The sequence below is a fragment of the Rhodoferax sp. XS2R6 genome, from assembly GCF_056521365.1.
Genome location: NZ_JBWMAY010000002.1, coordinates 57,105 through 79,653, shown reverse-complemented (window position 1 = coordinate 79,653; position 22,549 = coordinate 57,105). Strand labels below are relative to the sequence as shown.

At 62.9% G+C, this 22,549-nt stretch carries 23 protein-coding genes; 18 read left to right on the top strand and 5 right to left on the bottom strand.

Going from position 1 to position 22,549, the window contains the following annotated elements:
- Positions 1-24: 24 nt before the first annotated feature.
- The 7 genes from AC097A_RS06935 to AC097A_RS06905 all read left to right on the top strand — a co-directional run bounded on the left by AC097A_RS06935 (position 25) and on the right by AC097A_RS06905 (position 7,213).
- Entirely contained in the window at positions 25-852 is an 828-nt protein-coding gene (locus AC097A_RS06935; protein WP_479620277.1) for a proteasome-type protease, read from the top strand.
- 11 nt (positions 853-863) lie between these two features.
- On the top strand, positions 864-1,667 hold the full coding sequence (locus AC097A_RS06930) for an alpha/beta hydrolase (protein ID WP_479620276.1): 804 nt from the start codon (positions 864-866) through the stop codon (positions 1,665-1,667).
- A gap of 6 nt (positions 1,668-1,673) precedes the next feature.
- On the top strand, positions 1,674-3,464 hold the full coding sequence (locus AC097A_RS06925; RefSeq protein WP_479620275.1) for a sensor histidine kinase: 1,791 nt from the start codon (positions 1,674-1,676) through the stop codon (positions 3,462-3,464).
- Between the two features lie 4 nt (positions 3,465-3,468).
- Complete coding sequence (locus AC097A_RS06920; RefSeq protein WP_479620274.1) at positions 3,469-5,175, top strand: putative bifunctional diguanylate cyclase/phosphodiesterase; 1,707 nt, start codon at positions 3,469-3,471, stop codon at positions 5,173-5,175.
- Between the two features lie 208 nt (positions 5,176-5,383).
- A complete protein-coding gene (locus AC097A_RS06915; RefSeq protein ID WP_479620273.1) occupies positions 5,384-5,590 on the top strand; it encodes a helix-turn-helix domain-containing protein in 207 nt (68 codons plus the stop codon).
- Positions 5,591-5,612: 22 nt separating this feature from the next.
- A complete protein-coding gene (locus AC097A_RS06910) occupies positions 5,613-6,149 on the top strand; it encodes a Clp protease N-terminal domain-containing protein (protein WP_479620272.1) in 537 nt (178 codons plus the stop codon).
- Positions 6,146-7,213: a serine hydrolase domain-containing protein gene (locus AC097A_RS06905; protein ID WP_479620271.1), complete on the top strand. Its 1,068-nt coding sequence runs from the start codon at positions 6,146-6,148 to the stop codon at positions 7,211-7,213. Before AC097A_RS06910 ends, AC097A_RS06905 begins: the two co-directional genes overlap by 4 nt.
- 142 nt (positions 7,214-7,355) lie before the next feature.
- On the opposite strand, the gene AC097A_RS06900 is transcribed toward AC097A_RS06905, so the two are convergent.
- From AC097A_RS06900 to AC097A_RS06885, 4 genes are all read right to left on the bottom strand, one after another.
- Complete coding sequence (locus tag AC097A_RS06900; protein WP_105262359.1) at positions 7,356-8,192, bottom strand: undecaprenyl-diphosphate phosphatase; 837 nt, start codon at positions 8,190-8,192, stop codon at positions 7,356-7,358.
- Positions 8,193-8,258: 66 nt separating this feature from the next.
- Positions 8,259-9,494, bottom strand: a complete 1,236-nt coding sequence (locus tag AC097A_RS06895; RefSeq protein WP_479620270.1) for an ABC transporter permease — start codon at positions 9,492-9,494, stop codon at positions 8,259-8,261.
- Positions 9,491-10,195 (bottom strand): ABC transporter ATP-binding protein, encoded by a 705-nt coding sequence (locus tag AC097A_RS06890; RefSeq protein ID WP_370446740.1) that lies wholly within the window; start codon positions 10,193-10,195, stop codon positions 9,491-9,493. Before AC097A_RS06890 ends, AC097A_RS06895 begins: the two co-directional genes overlap by 4 nt.
- Positions 10,196-10,207: 12 nt before the next feature.
- On the bottom strand, positions 10,208-11,500 hold the full coding sequence (locus AC097A_RS06885) for an efflux RND transporter periplasmic adaptor subunit (protein WP_479620269.1): 1,293 nt from the start codon (positions 11,498-11,500) through the stop codon (positions 10,208-10,210).
- A 178-nt stretch (positions 11,501-11,678) separates the two neighbouring features.
- Between AC097A_RS06885 and AC097A_RS06880 the strand changes: the two genes are divergently transcribed.
- The 10 genes from AC097A_RS06880 (at position 11,679) to AC097A_RS06835 (ending at position 20,043) form a co-directional block, all read left to right on the top strand.
- A complete protein-coding gene (locus tag AC097A_RS06880; RefSeq protein WP_479620268.1) occupies positions 11,679-12,215 on the top strand; it encodes a DUF6622 family protein in 537 nt (178 codons plus the stop codon).
- A 12-nt stretch (positions 12,216-12,227) separates the two neighbouring features.
- The gene (locus AC097A_RS06875) at positions 12,228-13,025 is read left to right on the top strand and encodes a MipA/OmpV family protein (RefSeq protein ID WP_479620267.1); all 798 of its coding nucleotides are present in this window, start codon (positions 12,228-12,230) and stop codon (positions 13,023-13,025) included.
- 4 nt (positions 13,026-13,029) lie between these two features.
- The gene (locus tag AC097A_RS06870) at positions 13,030-13,653 is read left to right on the top strand and encodes a DUF2306 domain-containing protein (RefSeq protein WP_479620266.1); all 624 of its coding nucleotides are present in this window, start codon (positions 13,030-13,032) and stop codon (positions 13,651-13,653) included.
- 19 nt (positions 13,654-13,672) lie between these two features.
- On the top strand, positions 13,673-14,095 hold the full coding sequence (locus AC097A_RS06865) for a DUF2306 domain-containing protein (RefSeq protein WP_479620265.1): 423 nt from the start codon (positions 13,673-13,675) through the stop codon (positions 14,093-14,095).
- Positions 14,092-15,126 (top strand): sensor histidine kinase, encoded by a 1,035-nt coding sequence (locus AC097A_RS06860; RefSeq protein WP_479620264.1) that lies wholly within the window; start codon positions 14,092-14,094, stop codon positions 15,124-15,126. The genes AC097A_RS06865 and AC097A_RS06860 overlap by 4 nt, the downstream gene beginning before the upstream one ends.
- Complete coding sequence (locus tag AC097A_RS06855) at positions 15,123-15,953, top strand: LytR/AlgR family response regulator transcription factor (RefSeq protein ID WP_479620263.1); 831 nt, start codon at positions 15,123-15,125, stop codon at positions 15,951-15,953. Before AC097A_RS06860 ends, AC097A_RS06855 begins: the two co-directional genes overlap by 4 nt.
- A gap of 26 nt (positions 15,954-15,979) precedes the next feature.
- A complete protein-coding gene (locus AC097A_RS06850; protein ID WP_479620262.1) occupies positions 15,980-16,711 on the top strand; it encodes a substrate-binding periplasmic protein in 732 nt (243 codons plus the stop codon).
- A gap of 122 nt (positions 16,712-16,833) precedes the next feature.
- Positions 16,834-17,994 carry an ABC transporter substrate-binding protein gene (locus AC097A_RS06845; RefSeq protein ID WP_315479848.1) on the top strand — a complete coding sequence of 387 codons (1,161 nt, stop codon included), beginning with the start codon at positions 16,834-16,836 and terminating at the stop codon, positions 17,992-17,994.
- A 24-nt stretch (positions 17,995-18,018) separates the two neighbouring features.
- Positions 18,019-18,609, top strand: a complete 591-nt coding sequence (locus tag AC097A_RS06840) for a hypothetical protein (RefSeq protein ID WP_105262348.1) — start codon at positions 18,019-18,021, stop codon at positions 18,607-18,609.
- A 231-nt stretch (positions 18,610-18,840) separates the two neighbouring features.
- Positions 18,841-20,043, top strand: a complete 1,203-nt coding sequence (locus AC097A_RS06835) for a branched-chain amino acid ABC transporter substrate-binding protein (RefSeq protein ID WP_105262823.1) — start codon at positions 18,841-18,843, stop codon at positions 20,041-20,043.
- Positions 20,044-20,407: 364 nt separating this feature from the next.
- Here AC097A_RS06835 and AC097A_RS06830 read toward each other — a convergent pair whose 3' ends face one another.
- Positions 20,408-21,526, bottom strand: a complete 1,119-nt coding sequence (locus AC097A_RS06830) for a DUF2157 domain-containing protein (RefSeq protein WP_479620261.1) — start codon at positions 21,524-21,526, stop codon at positions 20,408-20,410.
- A gap of 61 nt (positions 21,527-21,587) precedes the next feature.
- On the opposite strand from AC097A_RS06830, the gene AC097A_RS06825 reads away from it, so the two are divergent.
- Positions 21,588-22,544 (top strand): glutaminase, encoded by a 957-nt coding sequence (locus AC097A_RS06825; RefSeq protein ID WP_479620260.1) that lies wholly within the window; start codon positions 21,588-21,590, stop codon positions 22,542-22,544.
- Positions 22,545-22,549 lie beyond the last annotated feature (5 nt).

Genomic DNA, 22,549 nt, shown 5'->3' with positions numbered 1-22,549 from the left:
AGCTTTGCCCCACCGAACCAGACCATGACCTACTGCGTCGCCATCAAACTCAACGCCGGACTGGTGTTCCTCTCCGACTCGCGCACGAACGCAGGACTCGACCAGATCAGCACCTTCCGCAAGATGATCGTGTACGAGAAGCCCAACGACCGCTTCATGGTCTTGCTCTCGGCGGGCAACCTCAGCATTTCGCAGTCGGTGCGCGAGATTTTGCAGATCGAAAAACTCAAGGACCACGAGGACGACGAAGGCATCACCATCTGGAATGCCAAGAGCATGTTCGACGCCGCACGTGTGCTCGGCTCCGCCATCCGCAAGGTGCAGGAGCGTGATGGCGCCGCCCTTAAAAACGCGGGCGTGGACTTCAACGTGTCGCTGATTTTTGGTGGCCAGATCCAGGGCGAAGGCATGCGCCTGTTCCAGGTCTACTCGGCCGGCAACTTCATCGAAGCCACACCCGAGACGCCTTACTTCCAGGTGGGCGAATCCAAATACGGCAAACCCGTGCTGGACCGTGTGATCACCCCTCATACCCCACTGGACGAGGCCGCCAAGTGCGCGCTGGTGTCCATGGACTCCACGCTCAAATCCAACCTGTCGGTGGGCCTGCCGCTGGACATGGTGGTGTACGAGGCCAACAGCTTTGCCACCGACAAGGTGGTCTGCATTGACGAGAACAACCCCTACTTCGCCATGCTGCACAACAGCTGGGGCCAGAAGCTGCGCGAAGTGTTTGACAGCATTGAAGACCCGATGTGGAACGGCGGCCAGACCTCGGTGCCCCTGCTGGTGCCCAGCACCCGTAGCTTGCCGCTGAAAAAGATCACCACCCCTGATGAAAAACTGATCTAAATCGGTTCTTGATGTCCACCATCGTTTTTTCCCACGCCAATAGCTTTCCCGCCAGCACCTACAAGGTGCTGTTCAAGAGCCTGCGGGCCCGCGGCTACGCCGTGAAGGCCATCGACAAATATGGCCACGACCCGCGCTTCCCGGTGACCGACAACTGGCCCCATGTGGTGCAGCAACTGGTGGACTACGCCACACGCGTGGTGGACAAGGTGGGAGAACCCGTGTGGCTGGTGGGCCACTCGCTGGGCGGCTTCCTCAGCCTGATGGCGGCAGCCCGCCACCCCGAGCTGGCCAAGGGCGTGGTGCTGATCGACTCGCCCATCCTGGGTGGCTGGCGCTCCAAGGCGCTGGGCCTGGCCAAAACCACGCAGCTGGTGGGCTCCATCTCGCCCGGCGCGGTGAGCCGCCAGCGCCGCCACAGCTGGCCCAGCGTGCAGGCCGCGTTTGAGCACTTTCGCCACAAAAAGGTCTTTGCCCAGTGGGATGCCCAGGTGCTGATCGACTATGTGGACGCCTTTGCCGAAGACGCCGACGGCAAGCGCAGCCTGGCCTTTGACCGTGCAGTGGAAACCGCCTTCTACAACACCCTGCCCGACAACCTGGACCGCCTGCTGGCGCGCCACCCGGTGAAGTGCCCGGTGACCTTCATCGGTGGCGACCAGTCGGCCGAGATGAAACAGGTCGGCATGGCCATGACCGAGAAGGTGACCAAGGGCCGCATCATGATGCTGGACGGCAGCCACCTCTTCCCCATGGAAAAACCGCTGGCCACCGCCGCGGCGATTGAAGCCGCCTTGCGCAATATGGTGCGCTGACGCCAGATGTCCAACAGCCCGCAAGCACCACTGGACCGACTGCAAGAGCAGGTTCAGGCCTTGCAGGCCAAAAATCGACAGCTGCAAGCGGCCTTGGATGAACAGCAAACCCTGGCCAGCCAGTGGGTAGAGCGCCGCACGCGCGAGCTGCAGGCCGAAGCGCTGGAACAGAAGAAAGCAGAAGCACTGCAAAGCGTGTTCTACCGCATTGCAGAACGGGCCACGGCAGGGCTCACGCTTTACGACTTTCTGAAAACCGTGCACCAGCTGCTGGGCGAGCTGCTGTATGCCAAAAACTTCTATGTCTGCCTGAGCCATCCGTCCAAAAACACGGTGGACTACCCCTATTACGAAGACGAGAAAGACGGCGACACCATGCAGCGCTACGGCGTGCCACGCAAGCGCGGTATGACCGAGTTTGTGCTGCGCACCGCACAGCCGGAGCTGATTGACGCTGCGCGTTTTGTGCAGCTGCAGAGCAGCGGTGAAATCACCCAGGCCTCGGGTGACCTGACCTTCAGCAGTTGGCTGGGCGTGCCCATGCAAATGCAGGGGCGCGTACGCGGCGTGCTGGTGGTGCAGGGCTACGAGCCCCATGTGCACTACACCGAGAACGATGCCGATATTCTGGGCTTTGTGGCCAACCACGTGGGCGCTGCACTGGAGCGGCAGCAGGCCATGGAAGAAATACGCAACTCCGAGGCGCGCTACCGCTCGGTGATTGAGAACGTAGGCGTGGGTGTGGTGGTGGTGCAGGACGGACGCATGGTGTTTGCCAACCCCAGCATGGTGCGCATCGTCGGGCATTCGCTGGAGTACCTGCTGGCGCATCCCTTTACCGCCACCATCCACCCTGAGGACGTCCCCGTGGTGATGGAGCGCCACCAACGCCGCCTGCGTGGGGAAGCGGTGGAGGTGAACTACAACTTCCGCGTCATCACCGAAGCCGGGCAGGTGCGCACGCTGGAGCTCTCGGCCGTTCTGATCCAGTGGAGCCAGCGGGACGCAACGCTGCTGTTCGTCGTCGACGCCACGGCCAGAATGCAAGCCGAAGAAAACCAACAGATCGCCCTGCAGCAGCAAATTGCGCTCAACGACATGAAGGCGCGTTTCATCACCATGGCCTCGCACGAGTTCCGCACGCCGCTGGCCACCATCCACGGCTCGGTGGAGCTGCTGCAGCACTACGAAGACCGCATGCCCGCCGACAAGAAGCTGCACACCCTGCAGAAGATTGACGACGCGGTGGAGCGCATGACCCACATGCTGGAAAACGTGCTGGTGATTGGCCGCACCGACGCAGGGCGGCTTGAATTCAAACCGCGCACGCTTAGCGTCACCACCTTCTGCCAAGGCCTGGTGGACGAGTTACGCAGTGCCATGGCGCGCCAACTGGTGGGCGTGCGGCTGCAGCTGGAGCTGCCACCGGCCGAGCAACTATTCTGGCTGGACGACACCCTGATCCGCAACATCGTGGGCAACTTGCTGTCCAACGCCATCAAGTACTCGCCACAGGGCGGCGATGTGCACTTTGCCGTGCGCGACCAGGGTGATGCGCTGGTGTTCACCGTGTCCGACCAGGGCATTGGCATCCCCGAGGCCGACCAGGCCGCACTGTTTGTGAGCTTTCACCGCGCCAGCAATGTGGGGCCGATTGCCGGCACCGGCCTGGGCCTGTCGATAGTCAAAGAAGCCGTGACCTGCCACCTGGGCGACATCCGTGTCGACAGCACGGTGGGCCAGGGCAGCACCTTCACCGTCACCCTGCCCACCCACCCCTGCACCCCCGAGGACTGAGGCCATGCGCATCCTGATTGCCGAAGACGAGCCCTCACTGCGCGAGAACCTGCAGTGGATGCTGGAGCTGGAGGGCTACGAGGTGATGGCCGCCTGTGATGGTGCTGACGCCTATGCCCAGGCGCAAGCCCTGCGCCCCGACCTGGTGCTGACCGATGTGATGATGCCCACGCTGGATGGCTATGGCCTGGTGCGTGCGCTGCGCGAAGACGCCCGCACCGCCACCGTGCCCATCATCATGCTGACGGCCAAGGCCGACCGCGCCGATGTACGCGCCGGCATGAACCTAGGCGCCGACGACTACCTGACCAAACCCTGCCGGCGCGACGAACTGCTGGAAGCCGTGCAGGCCCGCCTGCAGCGCAGCAGCAGCCTCGAGCAAGCGGCCCAGCGCCTGCAAAACGAAACCCGCTACGCCATGCAGATCGACACGCTCACGGCCCTGCCGGGGCGCGACCTGTTTGAGCAGCAACTGGAATCGGCGCTGCAACACCACGCTGGCGTAGCCCTGCTGTGCCTGGGCCTGGACGGTTTTGCCAAGATCAACGAATCGCTGGGCACCGGCGTCGGCGACCTGGTGCTGCGTGAGGTGGGCAAACGCCTGAACCTCTACTCCGCCCAATGGGAACACCCCAGCGCCCACGACGTGGTGGGCCGCATCGGGGGCGACCAGTTTGCGGTGTGTATGGCCGGCCTGGCCCATGAGGACACCCTGGGCGAGCGTGCCGCCGAACTGCTGCGCCGCTTGGCCCAACCCTACCAGGTGAGCGGCCACACGCTCTTCCTTACGGCCAGCGCCGGTGCCAGCCTTTACCCGGTGCAGGCCGATAGCGCGCATGCACTGTTGCTCAACGCCGAATCGGCCCTGCACCACGCCAAGCCCGCGGGCCCTGGCACCTATGTGTATTTCGACGCCGCCATGAACCGCCAGGTAGCGCGCTCCCTGCAAATCCACAACGAGCTGCATCGCGCTATGGCCCAGGGCGACCTGCAGGTTTATTACCAACCGCAAGTCAACATCCAGAGCGGCGCCGTGGTGGGTTTTGAGGCCCTGCTGCGCTGGCACCACGCCACACTGGGCTGGATTCCTCCGTCCGAATTCATCCCGATTGCCGAGCAAAGCGGCGTCATCGTGCAGCTGGGCCAGTGGGTCATGCACACGGCCGCCGCCCAGGCCGCGCAGTGGCTGGCCCAGGGCCACAGCAACTTTCGCATGGCAGTGAATTTGTCGGTGCGCCAGTTTGCTGGCAAGGAACTGCCGGCCCTGGTGGCCCAGGTGCTGCAGAGCACCGGCTTGCCCGCCCACATGCTGGAGCTGGAGGTGACCGAGAGCATGGCCCTGCAAAGCGTGGCCTCCACGCTGGCCACGCTGCATGCCTGCAAAGCGCTGGGCGTGAAGCTGGCGATGGACGACTTCGGCACCGGCTACTCCAGCCTGGCCTACCTCAAGCAGTACCCGCTGGACGCCCTGAAGATAGACCAGGCCTTCACCCGCAACATCACGCAGGACGCGGGCGATGCCGCCATCACCAAGGCCATCGTGGCCATGGCGCACAGCTTTGGCATGACGGTGGTGGCGGAGGGCGTGGAGACGGCCGAGCAGCTGGAGTTTCTGCGCGGGCTGCACTGCGAGGAGTTTCAGGGCTATCTGTTTAGCAAGCCTGTTCCGGCCGATGAAGCTGAGAAGTGTTTTGCGGGGTACCGGGCGTAGTTTTTTCTGGGTGAGCAGCGCGACGTCAATGGTCGATAAGCCGGAAAATGTACTGTGTGTGCATTCTTCGACTACTGCGGAATTGACACAACTATCCCGTATCCACAAGCACTGCCAGCAGCATGTGGGCAACAACTAGAGGCACACGTTGCGGCCTTGCCCGTCAACAAGTATTGACGAGCTGCTCATCGTCAACTATAGTTGACGAATGAACCTCACGCGACATCTCCCTGACCCGAGTGACATTCCTTTGGCCCTGGCGGCAGTGGTTGCACTCCGACAAGTAGCAGATCAATACGAATCGCGTGTTGTCACCTTAGCACTGCAGTGCGGCTGGTCATGGTCTCAGATCGCCGAAGCCTTGGGTGTGTCGAAGCAGGCCGCCCATCGAAGACTCTCTCACTTGAAAGATTGACTCACCTCCAAAGGAAGACTAAATGTTCACTCTGAAGAATAAGTTCAAGGACATCGGCACCCTCTCCCAGCTTTGCAAGGATGCGGAGCGAATTGCACATTCCCTTGGCCAAGTGGTGCCGGGGTCCGAGCATTTTGTACTGGCCTCGCTCGCCTTGACGGACGGGACAGCGCGGACAGCACTCGCCAGCCTTGGTGCAACACCCGAAGCATTTGAGGAGGCCATAAGCGCCCAGTTCGCAAATGCACTTCGCCACGCGGGCCTCGAGGCAGTAACGGATGCAGACGTGGCACTCCAGAGCAGCCCGCCTGTCCCCAATACTTCAAAGCTCTATCGTGCGGCTCCGTCCGGGCAATCGATGGTGCAGCGTCTCTCTTCCACAACTGAAGCCCGCAGCAGCCGTTCATTGCTGAGTGCAGACGTACTTCTTGCCGCCGCCGAAGAGGAATACTCAATTGCCGCTCGTACACTGGGGGTGCTTGGCATCAACCGAGAGCAACTCATTCAAGCGGCTAATCATGCGATTACGTTCCATGAACAAAGACAGGGCAAGTCATGACCCTGGCTCGGGCAAGTCGCGTGAGATTGCAATCAGAACTCGACCGCATAGTCGCAGCTGAGCACGGCCGAGGCGACGCTCACGAGGTCGCCCTTGGCGTTATGGAGGTCGACACCTGGACTCATGCCTGCAGGGGCAACTGGCAAGGACAGCCAGTTGGGCCGCATACTCCCTTTCTGATCGCATCGACCTCAAAGCTGCTGATCACCGCCATGATCCTGCAGCTCGTTGGCCAAAGACACCTTGCCCTGGACGACCCACTTGGGCGATTCTTCGCACCGGCCGAGCTCGATGGCTTACATGTCTGGAATGGCAAAGACTACACGGCAGGCATCACACTGCGCCATTTGCTCACACACTCTTCTGGTTTGCCCGACTATTTCGAGGGGAAGCGCCGCGACGGTTCGTCGCTGAGCGCCAGCCTCTTTCTGGGCCAAGACCAGCCCTATGGTCTGACCGAAGTGCTGGCGTGGGCACGTAACGAAATGCGCCCGTCTTTTCCCCCGGGTACAGGAATGAAAGCCCTCTACTCGGACACAAACTTCTATTTATTGACTGAAATCATCGCGCGATCAGGGGGGCAGGACATCGACACGGCGCTCGCCACCCGTATCGCTCACCCGCTGGACTTGAATTGCACAGCCTTCTACAAGCCAGGAATGGCGACGCTTCCGCTTCGGTACGGCGCAAAGGTGGTGCAAATTCCTCTCGCATTAGCCTCGATGCCCGGCGACGGCGGGGCGGTGTCCTGCCTCGCAGATCTAGCGCACTTCACCTCGGCATTTTTCAGCGGTGCACTGTTCCCGAGCGCGATGCTCCAAGAGTTGGCTCCCTGGAGGAGGATTTTTTTCCCGCTTCAGGCTGGCACCGGTGTGTTGCGCTTTGCCATCCCACGATGGCTGCCACCCTTCCGCGGGGATCTGGAGTTTATCGGCCATTCAGGCATTACCGGCACGCTCGCTTTTGCCTGTCCCTCGCGCGGTCGGATCATCGTGGCCACTGTCAATCAGCTCCAGGATCGCTCCCGTCCTTACAGGATGATGATCAAGGCTGCGTTGGCCTGACTGCCCCTGCCATTTATCTTTGAGAGCTCACGCGCAGTAGTTCCGAACACCGGTTGACGTTAGCGTTGCCACGCCGGTAAGGCCCTGGTCGTGGTGAAGTCACCAAATCGGCTGTCCAAGCGCTACAAAGACAAACCCAAAGTCAGGCCGCCCAGGTAACCACCCCAGTCCAGGCAGTAACCAACACCACAACCCCAAACACGATGCGGTAGTAAGCAAACCCCACAAAACTGTGCGTAGAAATAAAGCGCAATAACCAGCGCACACACAACCAAGCGCTGATAAAAGAAAACACCAGCCCCACACCAAACAGCGGCACATCGGCCACCGACAGCAGCGCACGCTCCTTGTACAGGCTGTACACCCCCGCTCCAATCAAGGTGGGGATGGCGAGGAAGAATGAAAAGTCGGTGGCGGCTTTGCGCGACAGGCCCAGCAGCATGCCGCCGATGATGGTGGCGCCGCTGCGGCTGGTGCCGGGCACCATGGCCAGGCACTGCACTAGGCCCACCTTCAGCGCATCCAGCGGCGTCATGTCGTCCACCTCGGCCACGCGCACGGTCTTGGGGTTGTTGGCCTGGCGGCGCTCGGCCCAGAGGATGATGAAACCGCCCACGATGAAGGTGGTGGCGACGATGGTGGGGGTAAACAGGTGCGCCTTGATGAACTTGCCAAACAGGAGGCCCAGCACCACCGCGGGCAGAAAACCAATGGCCACATTCAAGGCAAAGCGCTGCGCCTGCTTCTCGGTCGGCAAGGCCACCAGCGTGTCGCGGATCTTTTGCCAGTAGACCAGGATGACGGCAAAGATGGCACCGGTCTGGATGGCGATTTCAAACACCTGGCGTTTGTCGTGGTCCAGAAAGTCCAGCAGCGCGCCCGCCAGAATCAAATGGCCGGTGCTGGAAATGGGCAGAAACTCCGTCAACCCCTCGACCACGCCCATGATGGCCGCTTTGATCAGCAATGTAATGTCCAAAACACACTCCCTTTTTATAAGCGAATAATAGCCAGAAGGCGCATATTATCTGCGCGAGCAGCTCACTTATTCATAGCGCAATGCCTGAATAGGTAACAGTTTGGAAGCGCGCCGCGCTGGGTAGTAGCCAAAAAACACACCCACCACGCCCGAAAAGCCCACCGCCAGCAACACCGCCCCGGCACTCAGCGACACCTGCCACCCCGCAAAGTGGCCCACGCCCCAGGTGGCCAGCGCGCCCAGCACCACGCCCACAGCACCGCCCAGCACACTGAGCGTCACCGCTTCAATCAAGAACTGCGCCAGGATGTCGCGCCCGCGTGCGCCCACGGCCATGCGCAGACCAATCTCGCGCGTGCGTTCGGTCACGCTCACCAGCATGATGTTCATGATGCCGATGCCGCCAATCACCAGGCTGATGCCCGCCACCGCGGCCAGCAACAGTGTCATCACATGGCTGGACTCTTCCTGCGCCTGCAAAATTTCTGTGAGGTTGCGCACCACAAAAGGATCACCGCCGCTTTCCTGCACCTTGAAACGCTGGCGCAGCAGGTCTTTGATGCTCGCCTCCACCGCCTTCATGTCCTGGCCGTCGCGTACCTTCACGCTGATGGCGCCCACACGTTTCAAGCGGCTGGTGGCATCACCGCCCCAGATGCGGTTACGCAGCGTGCCCAACGGGATCATGACCACGTCGTCCTGGTCCTGGCCCATGGAGTTTTGCCCCTTGGGCGCCAGCACACCAATCACCGTGATGGGGATGTTGCGCACGCGGATCACCTGGTCCACCGGGTCCTGCTCACCAAACAACTCGCGCGCCACGGTGCTGCCAATCCAGGCCACCTTGGCCGAACCGGAGAGTTCTGCCGCATCAAACACCCGCCCGCTGGCCAGCGGCCAGTCGCGCGCCTCCAGGTAGTCGTTGTTCACGCCAATGATGCTGCTGCCCCAGTTGGTATTGCCAAACACCAGCTGCCCGCTGGTGCGGGACGTGGGCGCGGCCACCTGCACCTCGGGGATCTCCAGCGCGATGGCGGTGGCGTCTTCTTCGGTCAGGCGCTGGCGCGTTTGCGCGCCCAGGCGCACACCGGCCTGCGACACACCGCCGGGCAGCACCAGCATGATGTTGGAGCCCAGGCCTTTCATTTGCTCCTGCACGCGGTTGGTGGCACCTTGCCCCACCGCCACCATGGTGATGACAGCGGCCACGCCAATGATGATGCCCAGCATGGTGAGGATGCTGCGCAGCGTATTGGCCGCCAGCGATCTGAGCGCACTGCGCAGTGCGGCAAGTGTGTTCATCGCAGCGTGTCCTCCACGATGTGCCCGTCCTTGAACACCAAGGTGCGCCGCGCCCAGGCGGCTATGTCGGCCTCGTGCGTGACCAGCACCACGGTCATGCCCTGGCGGTTCAACTCGGTCAGCAGCTGCATGATGTCTTCGCTGGTCTGCGAGTCGAGTGCACCTGTGGGCTCGTCGGCCAGGATGAGTTGCGGGTGGTTGACCAGTGCCCGCGCAATCGCCACACGCTGCTGCTGCCCGCCCGACAGCTCGGCCGGTGTGTGGTGGGTGCGCTGGCCCAGGCCCACACGCTCCAGCGCGGCGCGTGCACGCTGGTGGCGTTGGGCGGCGGGCACGCCGGCGTACACCATGGGCAGCTCCACGTTTTCCAGCGCGCTGGTGCGCGGCAGCAGGTTGAACTGCTGGAACACAAACCCGATGCGCCGGTTGCGGATGCTGGCCAGTGCGTCGGGCGCCATGTCTTGCACCGGCTCACCGGCCAGCCGGTAGCTGCCGGCGCTGGGCTGGTCCAGACAGCCCAGAATGTTCATCAGCGTGGACTTGCCCGAACCCGAGGCGCCCATGATGGCCACCATTTCGCCCTCGGCAATGTCCAGCGACACACCCCGCAGCGCGTGCACCGTCTGGTCGCCCATGGTGTAGGCCTTGGTCAGGTCGCGCGCCTGGATCAACGCAGGCGCTAAGGATGCTGTTTGCGGCACAGTGCGTGCGCCTTAAAACGGTGGCCGCGGGCCATTGCTGCGTGGCGCCGTGGCGCTGCCTTGCGGCTTGGTGCCCACCAACACCTCCACCCCCTCGCGCAGCGCCGTGGCGGCCGGTGAGTCGGGTGGCAATATCAGCTCGGTGCTGCTCCCATCCGACACACCGGCGCGCACGGCAAACGCCTGCGGCTTGCCATCGGCACCCAGCACATACACCCGGCCACGGCTGGCCCCGCGGGCTTCGGTGGGTGCCGCCGGCTCCACCCCCTCAATACGCAGGCGCAACGCCGCGTTGGGCACCTTGAGCACATTCTCACGTTGCTCGGTCACCACGCGCACATTGGCCGTCATGCCCGGCAGCAGCTTGCCCTGCACATTGGCAAACCGCACGATGGCCACATAGGTCACCACATTGGCCACATTGGTGGCGGCCTTGCGCACCTGGCGAATCTCGCCCTCAAAGGTCTGGCCCGGAAACGCGTCCACGTTAAAGCTGGCCTTCTGCCCCGGCTGCAGGCGGCCCACATCACTCTCGTCAATCGCCGCCTCCACCTGCATGTCCGACAGGTTTTGCGCAATCACAAACAACTCAGGCGACTGCAGGCTGCTGGCCACGGTCTGGCCACGCTCAATGGTGCGTTTGATGACAATGCCGTTCACCGGCGAAGTGATGCGTGTACGCGCCAGGTCAATGCGGGCCTGGGCCAGCGCAGCCTCGCGCTGCGCCACATTGGCCTGCGCGGTTTTTACCTGCGCCTGGGCCACCCCCACCTGGGCTTGCACCGCCTTCATCGCCTCGGTGCTGGTGTTCACCAGCGCGCGCGCCTTGTCGGCCTCGCTCTGGGTGATGAACTGTTTTTCCACCAGGCTTTGTTTGCGCTCGAAGTCGCGCTGGGCCTCGTTCAGGTCCACCTGCGCGCGTGACACCTGGGTTTGCACCGCCACCACATTGGCCTGCGCCGTCAGCACCGCTGCGCGGGCAGCGTCTACATCGGCCTGGGCCGAGCGCACGCGGTATTCAAAGGTCTCGGGGTCAATCTGGGCAATCAGCTGGCCGGCCCTCACCTCGCTGTTGAAGTCCACCAGCACCTCGCGGATCTGCCCGCTCACCTGGGTGCCCACACTCACCTGCGCCACCGGGCTCACCGCACCGCTGGCGGCCACTGTGGCCTGCAAGTTGCCGCGGCTAATGGCCGCACTGCGGTATTCCACCTGGCTGCCCGCGCTGGCATACAAGCCCCACCACGCCGCACCACCCAGCGCCGCGACCAGCACCGCAGCGCCACCTATCAATGTTCTGTTCATCCCCCGATTCTAGAAAGCCACGGTGGCAGCACGATGGCAGCGGCACAAAGGCCCCGTTTTCCTGCATTTGGCGCTGCCCAAGCGGCATTTCGTCGCAAGCCGCTCGCATGGGCGGCGTCCGGCCGGCACAGTCCGCCCATCGTTTGTTGCGCGTGTTGAACTTCCAAGGAGTCGTGCTGTGATCTCTCTTTTTCTCTCGAACACCCCCATCTGGGTCTGGCCGCTGCTGCTGGGCTTGCTGGTGCTGGGCCTGCGCCAAACCCGGACCCAGCAGATGGGCTGGATGCGGGTGACCGTGCTGCCGCTGGTGCTGGTGGGCCTGTCGATCTATGGCACGCTGGCCATAGCCGGCGCACCCGGTGCGGCCCTGCTGTTGTGGGCCCTGGTGGCGCTGGGTGCGGCCACCCTGGTGCTGCGCCAGCGCCTGCCTGCCGGTGCCCACTACGACCTGGCCCACCAACGGTTCACCGTGCCGGGCAGCGCCGTGCCGCTGGCGCTGATGATGGGTATTTTCTTGACCAAATACGCCGTCGGTGCCACCCAAGCCCTGGCACCGGCACTGCTGCAGACCACGCTTGCCGCCAGCAGCATTGCCGCGCTGTATGGCCTGTGCAGCGGCGTGCTGCTGGGCCGCAGCCTGCGGCTGTGGAAACTGGCTGCACAGACCGACGCCCAGTGGCACCATGGCGGCCATATCCCCCGTGCCACGGCTTAAGGAGCTCCTCCCATGAAAACACGCTTCCCCTGCCTCGCCCTCTCCACCGCCCTGCTGGGCACCACCCCGCTGGCCATAGCCCAGTCCTTTGATGCGGTGCAACTGCGCAACGCCCCGCCCGGCGCCGACGGTGGCAGCCTGGGCCTGGTCGTCGTGTCCACCCCCGAGTACCTGGGCGGTGATCAGCGCAAAACCCAGGTGTTCCCCAACGTCAGCTACCAGTGGGCCAACGGCTGGTTTGCCGGCCTGGACAACGGAGTGGGTTACAACTTTTCCAAAAACCCGGCGCTGCATTACGGCCTGCGCCTGACGGCCGACATGGGCCGCCAGAGCGGCGACAGCACTGCGCTACGCGGCATGGGGGATGTGGACGCCAAGCCCGAGCTGGGTGGTTTTGTGACCTATGCCACTGCCGACGGCCTGGCCTTCACCGGCTCGGTGCGTTGGGGTTCGGGCCAGAGCAGCAATGGCACGGTGGTGGACCTGGGCGTGGCTTACTCGGTGGCGCTGGCGCCCCAATGGCGCCTGGGTGCCAAGCTGGGCGCCACGCTGGTGGACCGCCAGTACATGCAAAGTTACTTTGGGGTGGACGCGCAGCAAGCCGCCCGCAGCGGCTACGCGCTCTACACCCCCGACGCCGGCCTGCGTGAAACCAGCTTGGGACTGTCCCTCACCTACGCCATCAACCCACGCACCTTCGTCACGGCGGTCGTCTCGGGCAGCACGCTGGGCGACGGTGCCAAAAACAGCCCCATCGCCCGCAGCAGCAATGCCAATGCGGCCGTGCTGGCCCTGACCTATGCGTTCTGACACCATGCTCCTCCCCCGCCCTTACGGCGCCGCGCAGTGGACCGGCTGGTCCACCCTGATGCTGCTGGCGCTGGGGGTGTCGGGCTACACGCTGTGGCTGCTGCTGGGCACTCCGCGGCCGGACTTTGCGGCCGCCCTGTTCGCCCGCCACCCCGTGGGCGCACTGGTGCACATGGTGACCAGCCCCTTGGCCTTGGTAGCCGGGGCCTTGCAGGTCAACCGGTCCATTCGCACCCGCTACCTGGTGCTGCACCGCTGGTTGGGCCGTCTGTATGTGCTGGCCGTGCTGCTGGCCGGCAGCAGTGGCCTGGCGCTGGCGTTTGGCTCCTTTGGGGGCCCCATCACCCACTGGGGTTTTGGTCTGATGGCGGTGTTGTGGCTGTGCAGTACGGGCCTGGGTTTTGTGGCCATGCGCCGTGGTGAACACACCCCCCACCGCGAGTGGATGATGCGCAGCTACGCCATCACGCTGGCCGCCGTCACCCTGCGGATTTACGTGCCCCTCACCCAGATCGCCGGCCTGCCGTTTGAAGATGCCTACCGCGCCATTGCCTGGTTGTGCTGGGTGCCCAACCTGCTGCTGGCCGAGTGGCTGATCCGCCGCCTGCGCCGCACCGCACGTCCCTGAACCCGGTCGGAACACCCCCATGCAACTCACCCCCGTCATTGCCCTGCACATGGGCGCCGCGCTGGCTGCGCTGGCCATTGGCCCGGTCGCGTTGTGGGCGCGCAAGGGCGCCACCCAGCGCCCGCGCCTGCACCGCCTGGCCGGCTACACCTGGGTGGTGCTGATGGTGGTCACCGCGCTGTCCGCGCTTTTCATCCGCGACTTTCAGTTGCCCAATATCGCGGGCTACACGCCGATCCACCTGCTGGTGCCTTTCACGCTGTTTTCGCTGTGCGGTGCGTTCTGGTTTTTGGCGCGCAAAAACATCGCGGGCCACCGCAAGACCATGCAACAGCTTTACTTCGGTGCCTGTGTAGGTGCCGGTGCCTTCACACTGCTGCCGGGCCGTTACCTGGGCCAGTGGGTCTGGGGCCAGTGGCTGGCGGCATACTTGCCGGCATGACCCGCCGCCACTACACCACACTAGGCTACGGCCTGTGGAAGACCCTCACGATCAATACCGTGATTGCCATTGGCATCACCCTGTTTGGCGACCACGGGTTTTGGAGCAACCTGGCCTACTCCCATTGCATCGGTCTGAGCATCGGCGCCGCCATTGATGCGGGCCGCTTTCTCTTTATCCAAGACTGGCGCACCCAGATGCGCCGCCTGGTGGGCATTGTTCCCGTGGGGGTAGTGCTGGGCTTTTTCTTCGGCAACTTTGTGGCCGACTGGCTGCTGGGCGGCAGTGCGTTTCAGTACTGGGTGGTCTCGCCCCACAAGGCTTGGGGCATGTTGTTTCTGAGCCTGGTGGCGGGTGCCGTACTGACCCACGAATTTGTCAGCCGCGAAGTATTGGCAGTTGAACGCGAAAAAGCGGAGGCCGCACGCCGCCAGGCCAGCGAAGCCCAGTTGCGCCTGCTGGAGACCCAGCTGGAGCCGCACATGCTGTTCAACACCCTGGCCAACCTGCGGGCACTCATCACCCTGGACCCGCCGCGCGCCCAGACCATGCTGGACCACATGATTGCCTACCTGCGCGCCACCCTCAGTGCCTCCCGCACCGACCCGAACCGCCCCCACACGCTGGAAGACGAATTTGCCCGCCTGCAGGACTACCTGGAGCTCATGGCCATCCGCATGGGGCCACGCCTGCGCTACACGCTGGACTTGCCCGAGGCCCTGCGCCAGCAAGCCGTGCCGCCGCTGCTGCTGCAGCCGCTGGTGGAAAACAGCATCCAGCACGGGCTGGAGCCCAAGGTGGAGGGCGGCAGCATTCGCGTGAGCGCCAGCCGCCAGGGCGAGCTGCTGTGCCTGGAGGTGGAAGACACCGGACTGGGCTTGCCCCCCGCCGACACCCACCGCCCCGGCTTTGGCCTGCAGCAGGTGCGCGAACGGCTTAGCACCACCTTTGGCGCCCTGGGCACTATCAAAATAGGAGCTGCCAGCGCAGAGGGGACGAGGGTTAACATCACTTTTCCCTTGAAATCATGAGCCACCCTACCGCCCTGATTGCCGAAGACGAACCGCTGCTGGCGCAGGCCCTGCAGGCCGAGCTGGCCCAGGCCTGGCCCGCGCTACAGGTGCTGCGCACCGTGGGCGACGGGACCTCGGCCGTGGAGGCCGCGCTGGCGCTGCAGCCCGACGTGCTGTTTTTTGACATCCGCATGCCGGGCCAAAGCGGACTGGAGGCCGCGGCCGAGCTGGCCGACGCCTGGCCCACCGATGACCCCCAGGCCAAACCCTTCCCCGCACTGGTGTTTGTCACCGCCTACGACCAGTACGCCGTGCAGGCATTTGAGGCCCAGGCGGTGGACTACCTGCTCAAACCGGTGCAAAGCGCCCGCCTGCAAAAAACAGTATCAAAACTGCAGCTAGCCCTCGCCAATGCTGCGCAAGCAGCTCCTAAAACAGGAGCAAATGATGCGGCACTGGAAGCCACGCTGGCCCAGTTGCGCAGTTTGCTGGCGCCCACCGCAAGCACGCTGGCCGGCGCGCCCCTGCAGGTGCTGCAAGCCAGCATCGGCAACAGCATCCACATCATCCCGGTGGGCGAAGTGCTGTACCTGGAAGCGGCCGACAAGTACTTGCGCGTGCTCACCGCCACGCAGGAGTACCTGCTGCGCACCCCGCTCAAGGAGCTGCTGCCCCAGTTGGACTCCCAACTGTTCTGGCAAACCCACCGCGGCACCGTGGTGCGGGTGCAGGCCATCCGCAGTGTGAGCCGCGACGAGGCCGGGCGCCTGAGCTTGACCTTGCACCACAGAAGTGAAAGACTCCCGGTCAGTCGGCTGTATGCCCATCGCTTCAAGGCGATGTAGGCGCCGACATCACAAGGAGGAGACCCATGGCACTGCTCGGTAGTGCACGGATGTGGTTGGTTGTGCTGGCCGCGCTGACCAGCCTTGCCACACCCCCAGCCCAGGCTCAGGGCAACACCCTGGTTTTTGCAGTCACCACTGACGATCGCTTCAGCAAAACGATGGCCCAGCGCGTGCTCAGCGCCGCCTACAAAGAGCTGCGGATCGACGTGGCGTTTATGCCCCTGCCTATACGGCGGGGCTATGCCCAAGCCGAGGCGGGAGAAGTCGATGGCCTGGGCATGACCGTGACGTTGGAGCTGGCGCCCAACCTGTTACGGATTGATGTGCCCATCTCTTACGAAGAAACCGCGGTCTGGGCCACGCGACGGGATCTTGTGCCCAACGGTTTTGCCTCGCTGCAACCGTTTCTGGTTGGCCATATCGCCGGTATCCGCTATTTCGAGCACCGCCTGCAGGGCATGCGCACCGACCCCGCGCCCAACCTGGAGGCGCTGTTTCGCAAACTGGAACTGGGCCGCACCGATGTGGCGGTGGAGTCGCGTTTCAACGGCTGCCTGGTCCGGCAACTGGGGCTGAACAAGGTGGTCTTGCTGCAACCCTCGCTGGAGGTGCTGGCGGGTTACCACTTTGTGCACAACAAACATGCGGCACTGGTGCCACGCATCACCGCGGTGCTGCGCAAGATGGAGGGCGATGGCAGCATCAAGAAGATCCAAGCCGCCGCGTTGAAGGAATTTCAGGCCCAGTGCGGCTAAATTGCGCCACGACCCGCACCGCGGCTCTAGGGGTTAACCACAGGCGGGGAAGCGTGGCACGGTGGTTGCGTGAACAGGGCGGCTCCCTACAATGTCCCCCTTCTCCTACTAGGAACCCCACGATGCAACTGAATCTCTCGCGCCGCAGCGCTGTGCGCCTGCTGGCCCTGTCTGCCGTTCTCTCCAGCGCCCTGCTCCAGGGTTGCGATTCTGTCCCCTCTGTCATCAAGATTGGCGTGGCCCAGCCACTCACAGGCAACCTTTCGGCCCTCGGGCAGGACTTGCTCAACGGTGTGAACCTGGCCGTAGAAGAACTCAACAAGGAAGGTTACAAGGTCAAAGGCAAGACCGTGACCTTTGAGGTGGTGGCCGTGGACGACCGCGCCAACGCCGACACCGGCAAAGAAGTGGCCCAGCAGTTGGTGGACGCCGGCGTAGTGGCCGTCATTGGCCACCTGAACTCGGGCGTCAGCATTGCCGCCGCCCCCATTTACGCCGAGAAGGGCATCGCCCAGCTGGCCATCTCTACCAACCCCAAGTACACCCAACTGGGCCTGGACACCACCTTCCGCCTGGTGGCCAACGACACCCTGCAGGCCAAGGCCATTGGCAGTTACTCGGCCTCCCAGTTCTCGGGCACCAAGTTCGCCCTGCTGGACGATGGCACCCCCTACGGCAAAGACCTGGCCGCCGGCGCCGGTGCCCAGCTCAAAGCCGCCAAGAAAGAAGTGGTGCTGCAACAGTCGTTTGACGACAAGACCACCAAGTTTGAAGAAGTGGCCGCCAAGATCAAGGAAACCGGCGTGGAAGTAGTGGTTTCCACCCTCAACGACTTCCAGATCGTGGCGCTGCTCGATGCGCTCAAGGCCATCAGCTACACCAACATCAAGGTGCTGGGCGGCGACACCATCAAGACCACGCTGATGCTCAAAGGCGCAGGCGTGGCCAGCGGCCTGTTTGCCACCTCCCCCATCCTGGAGGCGCGCGAGTTCACCGCCGGTGGCGCCTTCCTCGACAAGTACCGCGCCAAGTACAAGATCGACCCCGCTTACGCAGGCCACTACACCTACGACGCCATGCACGTGCTGGCCGCGGCCATCCGCCGCGCCGAGTCCGCCAAGCCCAAGGACATCACCGCGACTCTGAAAAAGATTGACGGCTACGCCCCCGTGACAGGCTCCATGAAGTGGGATGCGCAGGGCGAGCAGCGCTACGGCGTGATTGGGGTGTACAGTGCCAACGGCGGTCTGTGGGAATCGCAGATGCGCTCAGACAACTGGTAAGCCCCAGCCAACGGGAGACACCCCATGACCTTGCGTTACACCACAGTGCCCAACACCTTGCATGAAACCAAGATGCGCCTGTACCCCACCAAGGTCATCAACGTCATCGGTGGGCCGGGGTGTGACAAATCGCTCATCTCCTCGGCCATCATCCTGTACTTGCACCTGCACACCAAGACGGTAGAGACCATCCCCGACTTCGCCAAGTCGCTGGTGTGGCAGCAAAACTTTGAAGTGCTCAAAAACCAGTACTTCATTGCCCAGCGCCAGTACGAGATGCTCAATCTGCTGGACGGGCAGGTGCAGTTCCTCATCACCGAGTGCTCGCTGCCCCAGGTGCTGTACTACAACGAAAACTACCCCGAGAACATCTGCGACGTGGCCAAGACGCGCGCGCAAATTCTGGAGTGGTACCGGCAGCACGACAACATCAATGTGTTCGTTGAGCGTGGCGACAAGAAGTATGTGCACACCGGCCGGTTTCAGGACGAAGACCAGGCCCGCGATGTGGACCGCGGCTTGCGCGCCATGCTGGTCCGCGAAGGCCTGCACTACACCGCGCTAACACCCGATGTGGAATCCATCAACGCCTTTGCAAAAACCCTGCTCGCATGAGCATGCACTAGTGCAGTGCACGGCAGTGGCGGAGGCACCAAATGAATACGGGTTTTTACCTACCAATCCCGCTTTTGGGAGTAATGAAATTCATGCATCATTAGATCTTTGAATACAACAAGGTCCTAAGTACAAGCCACATGTCCAGTACCTGCGACTTGCGCTAACGTCCGCGTTGTGGAAATAAATTCACGCTGTTTTTTCTTTGTTGTTCATTTTTTTGGAGTTTTTATGCAATTCAAAGTGAAAAGTACTTTGACGGTATTGGCTGCGGCGGCCTTGTTGGTTGCTTGCGGTAAAAAAGAAGAAGCGGCTCCTGCAGCCCCAGCGGCTGCGCCCGCAGCAGCCCCCGCGGCTGACGCCGGTGCAGTGGTCAAGATCGGCCACGTCGGCCCCACCAGTGGCGCCATCGCCCACCTGGGCAAAGACAACGAAAACGGTGCCCGTCTGGCCATCGAAGAACTCAACGCCGCTGGCGTGATGATCGACGGCAAAAAAGTGACCCTGGAACTGATTGCCGAAGACGACGCTGCCGACCCCAAGCAAGGCACTGCCGTGGCGCAAAAGCTGGTGGACTCCAAAGTCGCTGGCGTGATCGGTCACCTGAACTCCGGTACCACCATCCCCGCCTCCAAGATTTACAGCGACGCGGGCATTCCTCAAGTCTCTCCTTCCGCCACCAACCCCAAGTACACCCGCCAAGGTTTTAAGACCACCTTCCGCGTGGTGGCTGACGACACCCAACTGGGTGGCACTCTCGGCAAATACGCAGTGGGCACCCTCAAGGGCAAGTCCATTGCCGTGATCGATGACCGTACCGCGTACGGCCAAGGCGTGGCAGAAGAGTTTGCCAAGGCCGTGGAAGCGGCTGGCGGCAAAGTTGTGGCCAAGGAATTCACCACCGACAAAGCCACCGACTTCAACTCCATCCTGACCACCATCAAGGGCAAGAAGCCTGACGTCGTGTTCTTCGGCGGTATGGACGCTGTGGCTGGCCCCATGTTGAAGCAAATGAAATCTTTGGGCATCAAGGCCAAGTTCATGGGCGGCGACGGCATCTGCTCTTCCGAGCTGGTGAAGCTGGGCGGTGACGCGATTGCCGACGACCAAGTGTTCTGTGCCGAAGCCGGTGGTGTGGAAGGTGAAGCCAAGGCTGGCATGGAAGAGTTCAAGACCAAGTTCAAGGCCAAGTTCAATGCCGACGTGCAGGTCTACGCACCCTACGTGTACGACTCCGTCAAGCTGATGGTGGCTGCCATGGTCAAGGCCAACTCTTCGGACCCCGCCAAGTACCTGCCTGAGCTGGCCAAGACGGACTACAAGGGTGTGACCGGTCCTATCATGTTTGACGAGAAGGGCGACATCAAGAATGGCGCGTTGACTCTGAAGACCGTGCGTGCTGGCAAGCTGGAAACTCTGGCTGTCATTCGCTAAATTGAATTTTTGTCAGTAAGTGAGTTAACTTGATAGGGACTCTCGCAAGAGAGTCCCTTTTTTCTTGATAGGTTCCAAGTGACACCTCACCGTTTTATGTTCCCTGCCCTAGCCTGCAGTGCCTGGCTGGGTTTAGCTGCCTGCGCCCAATTGCCTACACAAGTGGCAGAACTAGGCTGGCAAGACTTGTATGGCGATAGAGGCGCTCAGGTACTGGCCCGCGACTACGTTATGTGCACGGAACTCACTGAGCAACGCAGGAGCCTGTTGGGTGGCTGTATGGCCTCGCGGGGATGGAAAGTCGCTACGAATTGAGTGAACCCAGGGCACACATTGCCCCGCACAACGGTTTATTCGCTCCCCGTCAGCCCCGCGGCTGCAGCCCCTGCGGCACATAGCGCGCCAGCCGCGCCGCAATGGCTGCCTCGTGCCGCTGCCACCACACGCCCAGCGCCACCACACCCAAGCCCAGCAGCGTCAGCGCCAGCGGGAACAACAGGCTGTCGCGGAACACCTCGTGCGACAGGTGGCCCAGGTACAGCGCCACGCCCAGTGCACCAAACACCGTGAACACGCGCCGCCCAATGGCCGCGCCCACCAACACCAGCGCCAGGTTGATCAGCGCGTAAATGAACTTGCCCAGCTCCGAATCGGAGTCATGCAGGCTCAGGCCACACCAGAACATGGTGGTGCCAAAAATGTAGAGCCAAAACGCAAAGTCCTGCCGCCACTCGGCGGTCTGCGACAGGCGGCTGCGCACATCCACCCACAGCGCCACCGCCACGGTGCCGATGCCAAACACCAGCGACACATCGCGCATGAACTCCCATTCCCAGCCTTGGTCGTTCAGCAGGGCGTTGGCCACATCCATGCTCATGTACCAGAGCGTGAGGGCCAGTGGCATCACCATAAAAGGCAGGCGGTAGCGCCACAGCATCACCACGCCAGCGGCCAGCGTGGCAAATTCGAGCGTGAGCCAGCGCCAGTCAATGCGCGTGTGGTAGCTGGCAAACACATCAGAACCACCCGGTGGCCACAGCCCTGCCAAGCTCTGCGCGCTCCACACGGCCAGCGGCACCATAAACACCGCCAGCGTGGCCAACAAGCCCGCAGGCACATGCAGACCACGCGCCTTGAAATGGTCTGCCACCTTGAGGCACGCCACCATATAGCCCAGCGCAATCGCCAACAAGGCGCCGGCCCCCAGCGACTGGAAGCCCAGCGTCATAAAGAGGCTCATGGCACCAATGGCCACCAGCCCGCCAAAGTAATACAGCACGTTCACAAAGCCAAACGCAGGCCCCGGTGTGGGGCCGGTGCGCTCTGGCGGCTGGGTGTGCGCGGGGGCGCTGTGGCTCCAGCGCTGCCACAGGCTCTGGGCCTGGGCCTCGGTGACCAGGCCGTCGCGGGCGGCCTCCTTCAGGTCCTGTAAACGCAGCTCCACCACCAGATTGGTGGTGTCCGTAAAGTCTTTGATGTGCATGGTGCATACCTGCTGTGGTTTGGCCGCATATGTACCACAGCCAGGCTCCTAGAATCCGCCCATGCAAACCCCAATGCCCGCAGCCCACGCAGCTCACCTGCCCGCGATCCTGGACCAGATCCACACCGAAGCCCAGGCCCTGTTTGGCCAAGGCCAGGTGGCCAGCTACATTCCGGCGCTGGCCGAGGTGGCGCCGCGCCAGTTCGGCATGGCCGTAGCGCTGGTAGACGGCAGCACCTGCAGCGTGGGTGATGCACACACGCCGTTCTCGTTGCAAAGCATCACCAAGCTGTTTACCTTTGTGCTGGCGCTCAAGACGGTGGGCGACGACCTGTGGCAGCGCGTGGGCCGCGAGCCCTCCGGCGCGGCGTTTAACTCCATGGTGCAACTGGAAACCGAAAAAGGCATTCCACGCAACCCGTTTATCAACGCTGGCGCGCTGGTCATCACCGACATCCTCACCACCCGTTACGCCCACCTGGACTACGCACTCTTGGGCGCCCTGCGCCGCCTGACGGACGACCCAGAGCTGAGCTGGAACGCGCGCATTGCCCGGTCCGAACGTGAGACCGCACACCGCAACATGGCCCTGGCCTACTTCATGAAAAGCTACGGCAACTTTGTGAACGAACCCGAGCTGGTGCTGGACAACTACTGCCGCCAGTGCGCCACCGAAATGAGCTGTGCGCAACTGGCCCAGGCCACCATGTTTTTGGCCAACAACGGGCGTGACCTGGGTCGCGACGGCCAGCCCGACGAGCAGTTTCTGGCCGCCGACGATGCACGCCGTGTAAACGCCCTCATGCTCACCTGCGGCGCCTATGACGCGGCGGGCGACTTTGCCTACCGCATTGGCCTGCCGGTAAAAACGGGCGTGGGTGGCGGCATTGTGGCCATTGCGCCCGGCGTGGGCACTATTGCCGTGTGGGCCCCCGAGCTGGACGCCAAAGGCAACTCGGTGCTGGGCGCCTTTGCGCTAGAGCGCCTGGTGCAGCTCACCGGCTGGCACCAGGCCTGATGCAG

Excerpts from the sequence above, each read along its gene's own strand:
- AC097A_RS06885 (WP_479620269.1), bottom strand. The coding sequence starts at position 11,500 with ATGAACAGAACATTGATAGGTGGCGCTGCGGTGCTGGTCGCGGCGCTG.
- AC097A_RS06825 (WP_479620260.1), top strand. The coding sequence starts at position 21,588 with ATGCAAACCCCAATGCCCGCAGCCCACGCAGCTCACCTGCCCGCGATC.
- AC097A_RS06860 (WP_479620264.1), top strand. The coding sequence starts at position 14,092 with ATGACCCGCCGCCACTACACCACACTAGGCTACGGCCTGTGGAAGACC.
- AC097A_RS06840 (WP_105262348.1), top strand. The coding sequence starts at position 18,019 with ATGACCTTGCGTTACACCACAGTGCCCAACACCTTGCATGAAACCAAG.
- AC097A_RS06930 (WP_479620276.1), top strand. The coding sequence starts at position 864 with ATGTCCACCATCGTTTTTTCCCACGCCAATAGCTTTCCCGCCAGCACC.
- AC097A_RS06835 (WP_105262823.1), top strand. The coding sequence starts at position 18,841 with ATGCAATTCAAAGTGAAAAGTACTTTGACGGTATTGGCTGCGGCGGCC.
- AC097A_RS06830 (WP_479620261.1), bottom strand. The coding sequence starts at position 21,526 with ATGCACATCAAAGACTTTACGGACACCACCAATCTGGTGGTGGAGCTG.
- AC097A_RS06865 (WP_479620265.1), top strand. The coding sequence starts at position 13,673 with ATGCAACTCACCCCCGTCATTGCCCTGCACATGGGCGCCGCGCTGGCT.
- AC097A_RS06875 (WP_479620267.1), top strand. The coding sequence starts at position 12,228 with ATGAAAACACGCTTCCCCTGCCTCGCCCTCTCCACCGCCCTGCTGGGC.
- AC097A_RS06855 (WP_479620263.1), top strand. The coding sequence starts at position 15,123 with ATGAGCCACCCTACCGCCCTGATTGCCGAAGACGAACCGCTGCTGGCG.
- AC097A_RS06915 (WP_479620273.1), top strand. The coding sequence starts at position 5,384 with ATGAACCTCACGCGACATCTCCCTGACCCGAGTGACATTCCTTTGGCC.
- AC097A_RS06910 (WP_479620272.1), top strand. The coding sequence starts at position 5,613 with ATGTTCACTCTGAAGAATAAGTTCAAGGACATCGGCACCCTCTCCCAG.
- AC097A_RS06935 (WP_479620277.1), top strand. The coding sequence starts at position 25 with ATGACCTACTGCGTCGCCATCAAACTCAACGCCGGACTGGTGTTCCTC.
- AC097A_RS06905 (WP_479620271.1), top strand. The coding sequence starts at position 6,146 with ATGACCCTGGCTCGGGCAAGTCGCGTGAGATTGCAATCAGAACTCGAC.
- AC097A_RS06895 (WP_479620270.1), bottom strand. The coding sequence starts at position 9,494 with ATGAACACACTTGCCGCACTGCGCAGTGCGCTCAGATCGCTGGCGGCC.
- AC097A_RS06845 (WP_315479848.1), top strand. The coding sequence starts at position 16,834 with ATGCAACTGAATCTCTCGCGCCGCAGCGCTGTGCGCCTGCTGGCCCTG.
- AC097A_RS06925 (WP_479620275.1), top strand. The coding sequence starts at position 1,674 with ATGTCCAACAGCCCGCAAGCACCACTGGACCGACTGCAAGAGCAGGTT.
- AC097A_RS06920 (WP_479620274.1), top strand. The coding sequence starts at position 3,469 with ATGCGCATCCTGATTGCCGAAGACGAGCCCTCACTGCGCGAGAACCTG.
- AC097A_RS06870 (WP_479620266.1), top strand. The coding sequence starts at position 13,030 with ATGCTCCTCCCCCGCCCTTACGGCGCCGCGCAGTGGACCGGCTGGTCC.
- AC097A_RS06850 (WP_479620262.1), top strand. The coding sequence starts at position 15,980 with ATGGCACTGCTCGGTAGTGCACGGATGTGGTTGGTTGTGCTGGCCGCG.